At 70.9% G+C, this 13763-nt stretch carries 14 protein-coding genes; 6 read left to right on the top strand and 8 right to left on the bottom strand.

From position 1 onward, the window contains the following. Window positions 1-11: 11 nt before the first annotated feature. From D0Z08_RS20040 to D0Z08_RS20050, 3 genes are read right to left on the bottom strand one after another with little or no spacing between them, the layout of a single operon-like run. Window positions 12-1400 carry a metallopeptidase TldD-related protein gene (locus tag D0Z08_RS20040; RefSeq protein WP_118927039.1) on the bottom strand — a complete coding sequence of 463 codons (1389 nt, stop codon included), beginning with the start codon at window positions 1398-1400 and terminating at the stop codon, window positions 12-14. Further along, complete coding sequence (locus D0Z08_RS20045) at window positions 1397-2926, bottom strand: TldD/PmbA family protein (protein WP_118927040.1); 1530 nt, start codon at window positions 2924-2926, stop codon at window positions 1397-1399. The genes D0Z08_RS20040 and D0Z08_RS20045 overlap by 4 nt, the downstream gene beginning before the upstream one ends. 13 nt (window positions 2927-2939) lie before the next feature. Beyond that, on the bottom strand, window positions 2940-4286 hold the full coding sequence (locus D0Z08_RS20050; RefSeq protein ID WP_118927041.1) for a DNA recombination protein RmuC: 1347 nt from the start codon (window positions 4284-4286) through the stop codon (window positions 2940-2942). A 257-nt stretch (window positions 4287-4543) separates the two neighbouring features. Between D0Z08_RS20050 and D0Z08_RS20055 the strand changes: the two genes are divergently transcribed. Together D0Z08_RS20055 and D0Z08_RS20060 are read left to right on the top strand one after the other, a co-directional pair. Then, on the top strand, window positions 4544-6259 hold the full coding sequence (locus tag D0Z08_RS20055) for a SpoIVB peptidase S55 domain-containing protein (RefSeq protein WP_118927042.1): 1716 nt from the start codon (window positions 4544-4546) through the stop codon (window positions 6257-6259). A gap of 66 nt (window positions 6260-6325) precedes the next feature. Then, a complete protein-coding gene (locus tag D0Z08_RS20060; RefSeq protein WP_118927043.1) occupies window positions 6326-7222 on the top strand; it encodes an oxidoreductase in 897 nt (298 codons plus the stop codon). Between the two features lie 19 nt (window positions 7223-7241). Here the strand turns inward: D0Z08_RS20060 and D0Z08_RS20065 are convergent, their stop codons facing one another. After that, window positions 7242-7997, bottom strand: coding sequence for a peptidylprolyl isomerase (locus D0Z08_RS20065; RefSeq protein ID WP_118927128.1), 756 nt, complete (start codon window positions 7995-7997; stop codon window positions 7242-7244). Between the two features lie 49 nt (window positions 7998-8046). On the opposite strand from D0Z08_RS20065, the gene D0Z08_RS20070 reads away from it, so the two are divergent. After that, window positions 8047-8919, top strand: a complete 873-nt coding sequence (locus tag D0Z08_RS20070; protein WP_220454266.1) for an LLM class F420-dependent oxidoreductase — start codon at window positions 8047-8049, stop codon at window positions 8917-8919. A 16-nt stretch (window positions 8920-8935) separates the two neighbouring features. Here the strand turns inward: D0Z08_RS20070 and D0Z08_RS20075 are convergent, their stop codons facing one another. From D0Z08_RS20075 to D0Z08_RS20085, 3 genes are all read right to left on the bottom strand, one after another. Further along, the gene (locus tag D0Z08_RS20075) at window positions 8936-9325 is read right to left on the bottom strand and encodes a VOC family protein (RefSeq protein ID WP_118927045.1); all 390 of its coding nucleotides are present in this window, start codon (window positions 9323-9325) and stop codon (window positions 8936-8938) included. A 26-nt stretch (window positions 9326-9351) separates the two neighbouring features. Then, on the bottom strand, window positions 9352-9747 hold the full coding sequence (locus D0Z08_RS20080; RefSeq protein WP_118927046.1) for a hypothetical protein: 396 nt from the start codon (window positions 9745-9747) through the stop codon (window positions 9352-9354). A 66-nt stretch (window positions 9748-9813) separates the two neighbouring features. Continuing rightward, window positions 9814-10647 (bottom strand): SCO6745 family protein, encoded by an 834-nt coding sequence (locus D0Z08_RS20085; RefSeq protein ID WP_118927047.1) that lies wholly within the window; start codon window positions 10645-10647, stop codon window positions 9814-9816. A 98-nt stretch (window positions 10648-10745) separates the two neighbouring features. Here D0Z08_RS20085 and D0Z08_RS20090 point away from each other — a divergent pair, with 98 nt between their 5' ends. The 3 genes from D0Z08_RS20090 (at window position 10746) to D0Z08_RS32250 (ending at window position 13035) form a co-directional block, all read left to right on the top strand. Next, a complete protein-coding gene (locus tag D0Z08_RS20090; protein WP_118927048.1) occupies window positions 10746-11582 on the top strand; it encodes a sensor domain-containing protein in 837 nt (278 codons plus the stop codon). 321 nt (window positions 11583-11903) lie between these two features. Continuing rightward, window positions 11904-12776, top strand: a complete 873-nt coding sequence (locus D0Z08_RS20095) for a chymotrypsin family serine protease (protein WP_118927049.1) — start codon at window positions 11904-11906, stop codon at window positions 12774-12776. 115 nt (window positions 12777-12891) lie between these two features. Then, complete coding sequence (locus D0Z08_RS32250) at window positions 12892-13035, top strand: hypothetical protein (RefSeq protein WP_182481401.1); 144 nt, start codon at window positions 12892-12894, stop codon at window positions 13033-13035. A gap of 88 nt (window positions 13036-13123) precedes the next feature. On the opposite strand, the gene D0Z08_RS33475 is transcribed toward D0Z08_RS32250, so the two are convergent. Further along, window positions 13124-13522 carry a hypothetical protein gene (locus tag D0Z08_RS33475; protein ID WP_425454068.1) on the bottom strand — a complete coding sequence of 133 codons (399 nt, stop codon included), beginning with the start codon at window positions 13520-13522 and terminating at the stop codon, window positions 13124-13126. Window positions 13523-13763: the final 241 nt, after the last annotated feature.

Raw genomic sequence — 13763 nt, forward strand, 5'->3', positions numbered from 1 at the left:
CCTGCCGCGCGTCACATGGCCTGCGAGACGCTCGACATGTTGAAGTCGGGGATCCGGAGCGCGGGGGTTGCGGTGCGCGGGAAGTAGTCGGCGCCCCACTCGCGGCTGAAGCTGCGGGTCGTGGCCGACGCGTGGGTGAACCGCCCGAGCAGGTCGACCGGGCTCTCGTTCCATCGGAAGTTGTTGACCGCGCCGGTGATCTCGCCGTTCTCGACCAGGTAGACGCCGTCGCGGGTCAGCCCGGTCAGCAGCAGGCTCTGCGGGTCGACCATGCGGATGTACCAGAGCGAGGTCACGAGGAGACCGCGCTCGGTGCCGGCCACCAGGTCGTCGATCGTGCCGGAGCCGGAGTCGATCTCCAGCACCAGGTTGTCGACGTACGGCGTCGCGGGCTGCTCGGTCATCGCCGCGGTCTGACGGGTCTGCACGAGCGCGGCCAGCTCGCCGTCGCGGATCCACTCGGTGCGGGTGAGGGGCAGGCCGTTGTCGAAGACCGAGTGCTCGGAGTCGGACGAGCCGACGACGACGAACGGCGTGCAGTCGACGCCGGGCAGGGTCGGGTCGGAGGCGAGGTGGACGCCCGGGGCTGTGATTCGCTGGCCGATCCGGGTGCCGGTCGGGCGCTGGCTGTAGACCGACTGGCCCTCCCAGGCATCACGCGCGCCGGCGTACCAGTAGGTGTCGACCATCAGGTCGGCGACGGCGGTGGGCGGCAGGATCGTGTCGTAGCGCCCGGCGGGCAGGTCGACGCGGCGCTCCGCCCATCCGAGGCGACGGGCGAGCTCGTCGTCGAGTGCGAGCGGGTCGATGTCGGAGAAGTCGCGCGTGGCGACGCCGATCCAGGCGCTGGTCGTGAGCGCGGAGTCCTTGGCCGTGCAGGCGAAGTGACCGCCGGGCTGCACGTGGCGCAGCCGCAGACCGGTGGTCGAGCCGAGGTAGGTCGTCGTCACCGCATGGTCGACGAACCCGTAGAGGAGCCGGCCCGCGCCGCCCGCGCGGCCGAACGCCTCGCCGAGCGCGGGGGCGACGGCGTCGTAGACGGTGATGTCGGTGGGTACGGCGGGGTCGTCCCAGTCCGGCGACGTGCGGTCCCGCTCGAGCGGGTTGGCGTCGTCCGCCGGTTGCGCTGCCCGCGCTGCTGCGTCGGCCGCCTCGACCAGGCCTGCGATCTCGTGGGTCGTGGTCGCGCTGCCGCTCGTGGACCCGTTGGAGGTGCCGCCGCCGGTCGCGACGAACGACACCACGGTCGCACTGCGCCTGCTCATCTGGCCATTGGTGGTGAGGGTGTTGTTGGCCCAACGGAGGTTGGCGCTGGTCGTGTCGCGGACGATGACGATGCAGTCGTCGGCGGTGGAGGTGGCGAGCGCGTGCTCGACGAGCTCCTGCGGGGTCGCGCTCACTGGCCGCCCTCCTCGGTCGTGTTCAGGATCCGTACGTCGCGGAACAGGGCGGTCGGGCAGCCGTGGCTGACCGCCGCGACCTGCCCGGGTTGTGCCTTGCCGCAGTTGAACGCACCGCCGAGCAGCCAGGTGTCGGGGCCGCCGACGGCCTCCATCGATCCCCAGAAGTCGGTGGTGGTCGCCTGGTAGGCCACGTCACGCACCTGGCCGGCCAGGGCGCCGTCGACGATCCGGAAGAACCGCTGGCCGGTGAACTGGAAGTTGAATCTCTGCATGTCGATCGACCACGACTTGTCGCCGACGACGTACAGGCCGCGCTCCACCCGCCCGATCAGCTCCTCGGTGCTCGGCCCGTCGGGCGCCGGCTGCAGCGACACGTTGGCCATCCGCTGGATGGGCACGTGGCCGGGGGAGTCCGCGTAGGCGCAGCCGTTGGACCGGCCGGCACCGACGTCGGCACTGAGCTCGGGCATCAGCGCCGCCATCGACCGGTCCAGCTGGAAGCCGGTCAACACTCCGTCGCGCACGATGTCCCACTGCTGGGTGGCGACGCCGTCGTCGTCGTACCCGATGGTGGCGAGACCGTGCTCGATCGTGCGGTCGCCGGTGACCTGCATGACAGGGCTGCCGTAGCGCAGCGTCCCGATCTGGTCGGGCGTCGCGAAGCTGGTGCCGGCGTAGTTGGCCTCGTAGCCGAGCGCCCGGTCGAGCTCGGTGGCGTGGCCGATCGACTCGTGGATGGTCAGCCACAGGTTCGACGGGTGGATCACCAGGTCGTAGCGGCCGGCCTGCACACTGGGGGCCTTGAGCTTCTCCGCCAGCAGCTCGGGGACCTCGTCGAGCTCGGCGTCCCAGTCCCAGGCGGTCGGTGCGTCACCCACGACGTACTCCCAACCGCGACCGACCGGAGGCGCGATGCTCGCCATCGAGTCGAAGACCGCGGACGTGCCGCCCATCGCCTCGAACCCGGGCTGGAGCCGCACCCGCTGCTGGGTGGTCCGGGTGCCGGCCAGGTCGGCGTAGTACTTGTTCTCCTGGACGGCGAGCAGCGACGCGGTCGCGTGGTCGACGGCGGCTCCGCGACAGAGGCGCATCGTCCAGTCCGCGAGGACCGCGGTCTTGTCGGCGGTGGCGACGGCGAACGGGTCGACGTCGTACGACGACACCCAGGTGACGTCGTCGTAGACCGGCTCGGGCGCCAGCTCGACGGGCGTCGTGGTCATCGCGGCCGCGACCCTGGCCACCGAGACCGCCGTCTCCGCGACGCGCCGGGCCTCGTCGTCGGTGAGGACGACGCCGGACGCGAAGCCCCATGCGCCGCCGTGGATCACCCGGACCGCGAAGCCGACGGTCGCGCCGTCCGCCGCGCCCTGCAGGGTGCCGTCGCGGACCAGGATCCGCTGGGAGCGGATCCGCTCGAACCGGAAGTCCGCGTGGTTCGCCCCGAGGTCGGCCGCACGGGCGAGCGCGACCTCGCCGAGCCGACGCTGGGGGAGCGCGAGGAAAGAGCTGTCGATCCCGGGCATGGCGGGGAACCTATCAACCTGCGCGGTGGTCCTCGCCAACGATTTCCGCGTCGACCGTCTCGAAGTCGAACGCGAGCTCGTCGCGGCCCAGGTCGGCGATCGCCTCGTAGTCCCCGCTCGTCAGCGCCCGCGGCGCCTCCTCGATCGGAGCCGGAGCCGGGATGGTGGAGAGCGGCTCAGCGGCGTTGAGCTTGCGCGCAGCAGGCAGCACGGAGCGCTCGAGAGAGCCGGTGAACGCGTTGTAGTCCTTGACGCTGCGCTGGATCGAGCGGCCGAGCTTCTCGACGTGCTCGGCGAGCTTCGCGATGCGCCGGTAGAGCACCTGGCCGAGCTCGAAGAGGACCTGGGCGTCCTCGGTCAGCGCCTCCTGCTTCCAGGTGAAGGCGACGGTCTTGAGCAGGCCCCAGAGGTTCGTCGGCGTCGCCAGCACGATGCCCTGCTGGAAGGCGTGCTCCATCAGCGACGGGTCGACGTCGAGCGCCGCGTTGAGCAGCTGCTCGTTGGGGATGAACGCCACCGTGAACTCCGGGCTCACCGGAAGACCCGTCCAGTACCCCTTGCGGGCGAGCGCGTCGACGTGGCCGCGCACCCTCTTGGCGTGGTCGACCAGGAGCCGCTGCCGGACCTCCGGCTCGATGCCCTCGCGGTGCGCGTCCATGAACGAGTTGTAGGGCGCCTTGGCGTCGATCGCCATCTGCTTGCCGCCCGGGAGGTTGATCACCATGTCGGGACGCCGATCGCCGGAGTCGGCCTCGACCGTGTGCTGCAGGGAGAAGTCGACGCGGTTGAGCAGGCCGGCGGTCTCGACCAGGGTGCGGAGCTGGGTCTCGCCCCAGGCGCCGCGGACCGCGTTGTTCTTGAGCACCGACGATAGGGTGTCGGCCGCCTTGCGGGACTCCTCGACGGAGTGCTGGGTGTGGCGGATCTGGGCGGCCAGCTCGGTGTGCTGGGCGACCCGGGACTTCTCCAGCTCGTCCACCTTGCGCTGCATCGCGCGCAGGTGCTCGACGACCGGCGTCAGGGTCTTGAGCACCTGCACCTGGCCGCTCTCCGACCGCTCGCGCTCCTGCTGCTGGGCGCGCTGGGCGGCGACGAGCTCGCGCTGCTGCTCCCGCGCCTGCTCGAGCGCGCGCCGCAGCGCCTCCTCCGAGGCCAGCGCGGCCGCGAGGTCGGCCTGGAGCTCGGCGCGCGCCTGGGTCGCGTCCTGCCGGACCTGCGCGACGAGCGCCTCGTGCCGGGCGATCAGCACCTCCGGCGGCTCACCGACCGCGGCCGGAGGCGGCGTCGTCCGGGCGCGGACCAGCCAGCCGACGACGACGCCGGTGACCAGACCGAGGAGGAGCAGACCGATGGTTTCCATGATGGAACCAGTCAATCAGCAGGGCCCGACTCAAACCGGGAACGCCGCGGCCACCGCGCGCCGTCGCTCCAGCTCGTGGACCCGGGCGAGCGTCGCCTTCCGACGAATTGCCTCGTCTCTCGTCAAAGAGCGCCCCCGGCGCGCCACCAGGACCCAGACTGGGCCCGGTTCGAGGCAACGTTTCGACCAGCCAGTGCGTCACACCTGGCAAGACCGCGTGACCCCCGCGCGGTCATCATTCGGGAGGACAGACACAGATGTCACGATTCGTAGGCCCGGCCGCACTGGCGCTCGGGTTGGCCTCACTCGCTCCGGTGCTGGCCCACAGCACCGCCCATGCCGCCGACCCGGCTCCCGACTGCGCGACCGCGTTCCCGGTCGCCGACCTCGTGGACGGCCAGACGGTCCACGGCCTGACGGTGAGCAGCGGCACCACGCCCGAAACGTTCACCGGTGAGGTCCTCGGCGTCCTCGAGGACGGCATCGCGCCCGGCGTCGACATGATCATGATGCGGCTCGACTCGCCGGCCCTCCAGGACGCGGGCGGCATCTGGCAGGGCATGTCCGGCTCGCCGGTCTACGACGACGCGACGGGCGACCTGATCGGGGCCGTCGCCTACGGACTGGCCTGGGGCACCACGCCGGTCGCCGGCGTGACGCCGTTCGAGGACATGGACGACTACCTGGCGGCTCCGCCGGCCGCGCGCACGGTCGACGTCACCCGCTCCGACGCCCGGGCGATCGCGGCGACGGGGGAGGGCACCGTCGCCCAGGCCGAGCAGGGCTTCCGACACCTCCCGGTGCCGATGGGGATCAGCGGCGTGGCTCCCGACCGGCTCGATGGTCCCCAGGCCCGGCCGTACCTCACCCCCAACGCCGTGAGCATCGGCCGTGCCAACCCGGCCGCCGCGGAGCCCGAGACGCTGATCGCCGGCGGCAACCTCGCCGCGGCGCTGTCGCTCGGCGACATCACCGCGGCCGGCGTCGGCACCGTGACGTCGGTGTGCGACGGCCGGCTCGTGGGCTTCGGCCACCCGATGCGCTTCGCCGGTCCGTCGAGCTACGGGCTGGCCGCCGCGAACGCGATCTACGTCCAGGAGGACCCGCTCGGCGTGCCGTTCAAGCTGGCGAACATCGGCACGCTCTCGGGCACGATCACCGACGACCGGCTCACGGGCATCTCGGGCAGTCTCGGCGCTGTGCCGGCCGCGACGCCGTACACCTCCGAGGTCACCTTCGGGGGCCGGAACCGGGTCGGCGCGACCGACGTCCTGGTGCCTGAGGCTCTCGCCGGCACCGTCTTCGCCGGCTCTCTCGGCAACCACGACCGGGTCTTCGACCAGATCGGTGACGGCTCGGAGGTCCAGACCTGGATGGTCGAGGGCACCGATCCGACGGGGGCTCCGTTCGCGATCGAGTTCGAGGACCGCATCCAGTCCTCGTTCGACCTGTCCTACGAGGCATCCTTCCCGCTGGCCGACCTGGTCTACGTGCTCGGGCAGTTCCCGGGCGTCGAGATCACCTCGGTGAGCAGCACCGCCGATCTCAGCTCCGACGCCGACAGCTACACGATCCGCAAGGTCGAGCAGCGCCGCGGCGCCCGCTGGTTCAACGTCGGCCGCCGGGCAGCCCAGGTCGCAGCGGGCAGCACGCTGCGGCTGCGCGTCACCCTGGCCTCGGCCGACGGCACGACGACCGTCCCGGTCAGGATCGACGTCCCGCGACGGCTCCGCGACACCCGGGGCAGCGTGTCGCTGTTCGGTGGCAACGAGTCGCAGCTGGCGGAGGAGGTCTTCGGTGCCGACACCTTCGAGGACGCGCTCGAAGTGGTCGACGGAGCGATCCGCAACGACCAGGTCGAGGCCACGGCACGCATCGGTCGCGGTGCGCGTCAGCTCCGCACGTCGGTCGTCACCGCTCCGGTGGACCTGGTGGTCAACGGCGGGAAGTTCGTCGACATCGTCGTGAGGTAGGCATCTCGGGTCGCCGAGCTTGTCGAAGTGCGGTCGCATGGCGCCGGGTGTGGAAGCCTGTGCGCCATGCGACCGTGGACTGCCGTGCCGCCCCAACGGGGGCGACGGTTCGTGATCACCGGGGCCAACAGCGGCGTCGGCCTCCAAGCCGCACGGATCCTCGGATCCCGCGGAGCCGAACTGGTGCTCGCCTGCCGAAACCTGGAGAAGGGTGAGGCCGCCGCGCGCCAGGTGCCCGGCCACGACGCCGGCCGGGTCGTCGTACGCCGCCTCGACGTCGCGGACCTCGGGTCGGTGCGGTCGTTCGCCGACGCGCTCCTGGTGGAGTACGACGGCATCGACGTGCTCATCAACAACGCTGGTGTCCTGGGCGCCCCGTTCGGCCTCACCGTCGACGGCGTGGAGACCCACTTCGCGACCAACCACCTCGGCCACTTCGCACTGACGAACCTGCTGCTGCCGCGGATCCGGGACCGGGTCGTGGTGACCAGCTCACGCGAGCACCGGCGCGGCAGGCTCGATCTCGACGACCTGACCTGGGAGAGCCGGCCGTACGGCGCCTTCGCCGCCTATGCCCAGTCCAAGCTGGCCGACCTGCTCTTCATGTCCGAGCTGCAGCGCCGGCTGACCGCCGCCGGGTCGGACGTCCGGGCGGTCGGGGCGCACCCGGGCGCGTCCGCCACCAACATCACCGGCGGCTCGGGCCACCCGATCAAGACCTGGATCGGCTACCACGGCCAGCGGCTGGTGAGCATGCCCGCCTGGCGCGGCGCGCTCTGCACCGTCTACGCCGCGACGATGGACATCCCCGGCGACACCTACATCGGGCCGCACGGCCGGCTCGAGCTGCACGGCTGGCCGTCAGCGGCCCGGCGCAGCCCGGCCGCCCGGGACGAGGCCACCGCCCGGCGGCTGTGGGAGGTCTCGGAGAGGCTGAGCGGCGTGACGTTCCCGGCCCTGTGACGCTGGGGGACCGCTGTGATCAGTCGAGCGTCGCCGTCTCGAACGTGATCTCGGTCTTCGGGCTGCCGTCCTCCGGACCCATCTGCGGGGTGACGCCGGCCTCGGCCGCCGTCGCGATCGCGTCGATGGTGGCCTGGTCGACGGTGCCGAACACGGTGTACTCCGGGCTGAGCAGGGTCTCGCCGTAGCAGATGAAGAACTGCGAGCCGCCGCTGTTGGGGTCGGTCGCCCGGGCCATGGCGAGGGTGCCGGCCGGATAGGTCTCGCTGCCGTCGAACTCCGCCGGGATCGTGTAGCCCGGGCCGCCGCTGCCGGTGCCCGTCGGGTCACCGCACTGGAGCACCTCGAAGCCCTGGCTCACCGTCATCCGGTGGCAGGTCGTGTCGTCGTAGAACCCCTGCTCGACCAGCGATGCGAACGAGTTGGTGGTGCACGGGGTGCGGTCACCGTCGAGGGTGAGGTGGAACTCGCCGATCGTGGTCTCGATCGTCACGCCGACCTCACCGCTGGTCGTCGGGTCGGCGGGGGGCAGCTCCACACCCGCGTCGGTGCCGTCGGGGACGTACTCGCAGGAACCGTCGGCCGCGCCCGTCTCCGTGACCGTGGCCGTCTCGGTGGGGGAGCCGGCGGTCTCCGTGGACTCGGACGTCTCGCTGGGCGACGTGTCGTCGCGGGCGTCGCTCTCAGGGTCCTCCTCGCCGCAGCCGGCGAGTCCGAGAACGAGGGCGAGGGACGCGGCGGCGAGAGCCGGACGGGCGAAGGGGCGTGAGCGCATGTCGGGCATCGTAGACAACGCGTCGTTGCGGTCCGCGTACGGTGGCCCTGTGGAACTCGGTGTTCACTACGCGAACTTCTCCTTTGCCGGCTGGGACGACCGCCTGACCGAGCACCTGGTCGGCACGGCCCGGGCGGCGGACGCCGGGGGAGCGGAGCTGTTCACCGTCATGGACCACTGGTTCCAGATGGAGAACTTCGGCGGCCCGTCCGCGCCGATGCTGGAGGCCTACCTGAGCCTGGCGCACGTCGCGGCCGTTACCGAACGGGTGCGGCTCAGCGCGTTGGTGACGGGGGCGACGTACCGTCATCCCGGGCTGCTGGCGAAGACCGTCACCACGCTGGACCGGCTGTCCGGCGGGCGGGCGATGCTCGGGATCGGCGCCGGTTGGTACGAACGCGAGCATCGCGGCCTCGGCGTACCCTTCCCGCCGACGGCCGAGCGCTTCGAGCGACTCGAGGAGACCCTGCAGATCTGCCTGCAGATGTGGAGCGAAGACGAGGGACCGTACGACGGCGCGCATTTCCGCCTCGCCGAGACGATCTGCGTGCCGCCGGCCGTCGCGCAGCCACACCCGCCGATCATGATCGGTGGCGCAGGGGAGAAGAAGACGCTCCGGATGGTGGCGCAGTACGCCCAGGCCTGCAACATCTTCGGCCTCTCGCCGGAGGTCATGGCGCACAAGCTGATGGTGCTGCGCGACCACTGCGAGTCGGTCGGGAGCGACTACGACGCGATCCGGAAGACGATGATCTTCGAGTCCTTCGACCCGCTGCTGGACGTCGAGGGATTCGTCGCGTTGATGGGGGAGTACGCCGCGCTCGGCATCGAGCTGGTCACCGTCATGGTCCACGGGGAGGACCCGGTGGCGTGGACGGAGCAGGTCTGCGCCGAGGTGCTGCCGGCGCTCCAGCAGCTCTGACCGGTGTGACGTTATGTCATTCCCGCTGTGCGGGCTGGAAGATCTCGACCAGGTTGCCGGCAGGGTCGGCCAGCAGGACCTGGCTGCCGCCAGGGCCGGAGACCAGGTCACTGACGAAGGTCAGGCCCGCGTCGCCCAGACGGGCCACCTCGCCCTCGAGGTCGTCGACGACCAGGTGGATCCGGTTCCGGCCAGGGGAGCCGGCGCGATCGGTCGGGGTCGCCTTCGCTCCCGAGCTGGCGGCTCCGGACAGCAGCAGCCGCAGGGGACCGCGTCGTACGTCGGCGAAGGCGCCGCCGGCGCTCATCTCGAGGCTGAAGCCCAGGTGCGTGGTGTAGAACGCGACCGCGGCCTCCACGTCGTCGACGAGGTAGCGGACGCTGGCGTGCTCCTCATGCGTGCTCATCTCTCCAGCCTAGATCGCTACGACGATCAGGCGCGTTGCCGGAGATCCGTCAGGAGTCGGGCGAGGCCGACGGCGGCGTACGGCCCCGTGACCAGGACCGCCATGGCGAGGCTGCGACGCGTCGGTCCGCTGCTCCTGACCAGCTCCGAGAGTCCCGAGACCGTGTCCGAGACGTCGACGCCCACGCACAGCCGCTGCAGGCGGGTGCGTTCGTCCGGACCGGCCAGGAGGTACGCCGTACCCAGCGCGACCGCGCGCGCCCCGAAGACCCGCGTCATGTAGTCGAGCTCCGCGGATCTCTGTGTCCCGAAGGTCCTGGCCATCGCGCCCGGCGCTGCCACGGATGCGGCCCCGAGCGCGATCCGTCCGACGGCCATGGCGAGCAGCGGCTTGGTGAGTGCGGGCGCGTGCGTCGTCGTCATGGAGCCGACGCTCGCAATCTGGAGGTCAGCCCGTCAACGTCCGAGGTCATCATCGGACGCTGCGGCCTAGCGGGAGCCGGCCGCGATGAGCACGGTGGAGAGGGGCTCGAGGTCCCTGACGAGCTGGTCGAGCTCGGCCCGCTCCAGGACGTGGTACGCCGGCGCGGCGAGCTCGTCGGTGCGCGCCTCGATGTGCTCCTTGGTCTCCCGGCCGGCGACGCTGAGCCAGCCGGCGGGGCCGACGAGGCCGCGGTCCCGCATCCCGTCGACCAGCGCGTCCAGCCGGGACGCGGGAAGGTGATGGATCCTGCCGAACCTCTCCGCGGGGATGCCCTCCGACAGGGCGTGCAGCACATGGGCCTCCAGGCCGCCGATTCCCGCGGTCAGCAGCGCTGCGACATGACCGTCCCCACGATGCTCGCGGAGCAGGGTGGCCGCGTGCCAGAGGCGGGCCATCGGCTGCTCGGGCACGGCGAGCGTCCGGAGCGCGGCGTACATGATCCTTCCCTCCGTCGAGGCGCTGGTCGCTGCCGTGGTGAGGACGTCGGCGGCGCGTTCGACTGCGGGTGAGTCGGCGAGGTCGCCGAGGATCCGCCGCAGGGCCGCCACGCTGCCCTGCTGGCGAGCGGCGATCGCCTCCTCAGGAGTCGTCAGGTCCCAGACCCGCGGGAGGTGGCGCGCGACCTCGCCCTCGGCGAAGTTGTAGAAGGCGGCGTGGACCACCTCGGCCGGGACCCGGCCCAGTGGGGCGGCGCGTCCGGCGAAGTAGCAGTCCCAGACGTTCCGGAGGCCGAGCGCCATCAGCGCCTCTGTCGGCTCGTCGGCCTGGTAGGTCACCAGTGCGACCGGCTCCACGAAGTGGTGGAGGCGGCGGGCGGTGGTGGCGAGCGCAGAACGCATACGACCATCCTCCCTGAGAACGATTTACGGCGCCTCGCGGTTGGCGCCGGGGCGCCCGGTGGAAGTATCCGGAGGTCCCGCCCAACTGGAGGTCCCTCGTGAAGCATGTCCCCGCCCGCCGTACCCGCCGTCTCCTGACAACGGCCGGTTCCCTCGCCCTGGTCTGCCTGCTCGTCGTTGGCTGTGGTGACGACGGGGGAGAGGCGGAGCCGCAGGAGACCGAGACCGTCACCGTCGACACCGACGGCAACCCCATCGACGACCAGGGTGACGACCAGGGTGACGACCAGACTGACGACGCAGCGGACGACTCCGGGCCGGCTCTGACCCAGGAGCAGCTCGAAGTCGTCGTGCTGACGCCGGAGAACCTCGGCGACGGCTGGATCGTCAGACCGGACGAGTCCGACGAGGACAGCGACGCGCCCGGCTGCTTCGGCGAGATCGAGGCGATCAGCGACGACCTCGACCCGCTGGAGGTCGCCGATCACGGCGTCGAGTACGGCTACGGCGACACGGGCGCTCCGCAGATCACCAGCAGCGCGTCGTCGTACGACGACGGCGACGTGGTCGCCCAGGCGTTCGACGAGCTCAGCGCGGTGCTCGGCTCTTGTACGTCGGTGACCGGGACCGACGGCGAGGGCAACACCTGGGACATGACCATCACCTCCGACGACACGGTGGTCAGCGACGCGACCGACGACCAGATCAACGTCACGGCATCGGGCACCTTCGCCGACTCGTCGGGGGCCGAGTTCGAGCTGACCCTCCACCAGTCGTACGTGCGGATCGGCAAGAACGTGATCACCATCGGCGTCACCGGCTTCGAGGACCAGTCCGCGCTCCAGGCGGCCTATGCCCAGATCGCCATCGACCGGCTGGTCGCCGTGATCATCGACTCCGAGCCCAGCCAGACGACCGGCCCCCAGCCGGCGTGACCTGCGATCTCCCCACGGCGGCAGGGGAGGCTCGAGCGCGTTCCACCCCGCCTCCTGTCGCTTCAATCTGACATAATGTTACTTATCGGCGAACATTCCCGGGTCGCAGTAGAGGTGACTACTCCTGAGCGCCCTGATGGGTGTCGGCCACCGCGAAATGCACTGCGTCGCAGCCTCGGAGAGCCAGCGAGCGCGCCAGGACTGCGGCTGCTGCGGCCAGGTCCACGATCAGGTCGATCTGATTGGCTGCGTGACAATTTGGCCGCCGCGCGGTTGTAGAACACGTACTCGTTTCGTTCCCCCCCACCGAAAGGCAACACCGTGTTCTCTCGGGTTCGTAGGTTCGCTCTCGTCGGCGCTCTCAGCCTGGTCGCGACCGGCTTCGCCGTGACCACCCACCCCGCAGCCCAGGGTGCGCCCACCTGGGCACCGGCAGCGACGGCCGCCATCACTCCTGGCGTCCAGACCAACACCGCGGGCTCGGGCCAGTGCACCGCCAACTTCGTGTTCACCGACACCGCCGGCAACGTCTACCTCGGACAGGCAGCTCACTGCTCCGGCACCGGCGCTGCGACCGACACCAACGGCTGCACCGCCGGCACCCTTCCGCTCGGCACGGCCGTGACCTTCAACCGCGGCGGCAGCCTGCTCAGCTCGGGGACGCAGGTCGGCGCGGGCACGCTCGCCTACTCCTCGTGGAACACCATGCAGGCGCGCGGCGAGACCGACGCCAACACCTGCGCCTACAACGACTTCGCCCTGGTGAAGGTCAACTCGGGCGATGTCGCGAAGGTGAACCCGTCGATCCCGTTCTGGGGCGGCCCGGTGGGCATCAACACCACGGGCACGGTGGCGGGTGACCGTGTCTACAGCTACGGCAACTCCGGCCTGCGGTTCGGCGAGGAACGGCTGTCGCCGAAGACCGGCACCAGCCTCGGCCAGGACCCGGCGGACGGCGGCTGGACGCACCCGCTCTACACCGTGACCCCGGGTGTGCCCGGAGACTCCGGGAGCGCCTTCCTGGACGCCTCCGGACGAGCGGTCGGCACCTTGTCGACCCTCGGCCTCGCACCGCTGCCGGCCTCCAACAACATCGGCGACCTGTCCCGGGAGCTCGCATACGCGCAGGCGCACTCGGGCATCGTCGGCCTCCAGCTGGTCCTCGGCACGGAGCCGTTCGACCCGCAGATCTGACGACCGCCGGTCGCATCCTCGGCTGCTCCCCCGAGGATGCGACCGGTGAGTTCGGGTATTGACATTCCTGCCGGGGCGGGCCTTCCCCGCCGGCTTTTGGGACAGGAGTCAGAAAATGGTCATCCTCGGAATCGTCTTGCTGGTCATCGGCCTCGTCGCCGGGATCCCAGTGCTCACCACGATCGGCGCGATCCTCATCGTCGTCGGCCTGATCCTGAACCTGGTGCCGATCAACGGCACGCGCCGGCTGTACTACTGACGCGTCGTCGAGGTGGGGCTCTACGCGTCGGCGTAGAGCCCCTCGATCAGATCGGCGTACTTGTCGCCGATCGGCCGGCGCTTCAGCTTCATCGTCGGCGTGAGCTCGTCACCACCAGGCAGCCAGTCCGTCTCCAGGATGCGGTGCTTCTTGATCTGCTCCACGCGCGACAGCCGCGCGTTGGCAGCTTCCACGGCCTCGGCGACCTGTGCCTGCACCCCGGGGTCCCGCGCCAACGCGGCGGCGGTGACATAACCGTCGTCGTCGGTCGTCGCGACGTCCCCGGTGTGTAGCCAGCCTTCGGCGTCGATGGTCTCGGCCGTCTTCTCGGGTTGGCCGCGGTAGCGATGCCGACCGTGTCGCCAGGCCTGACCCCCACGGACGCCAGGCCGCTCGCCAGCCGGCGCACCCGCTCGCCGTACTCCCACCAGCTGAGCTGATCTCCTGCGTCGCGCCCGGTGTGCGCAGCGCGATCGTGTCGCCGCAGCGTTCGACGGTGTTCTGGAAGGCCTCACACAGGCTGGCAACGTCGAGCTCGTCGCCCTCGACAGGGCTGGGATTGGCTGCAGTGGCGGTTCTGGAGAGATGCTGGCAGCGAGACCGCGCGCTCGCAACGGATTGCTCCCCCTCCGTTCTCAACGTATAGCGCACCAGGGGGCTTGCGGCAAGACCCCCGAGGCGGGGCAGAATCCCCGGCTCCACGTCCATCATCCTCAGACCCGGAGCCG

Origin of the sequence: Nocardioides immobilis, assembly GCF_003515065.1 — a bacterium.
GTDB lineage: Bacteria > Actinomycetota > Actinomycetes > Propionibacteriales > Nocardioidaceae > Nocardioides > Nocardioides immobilis.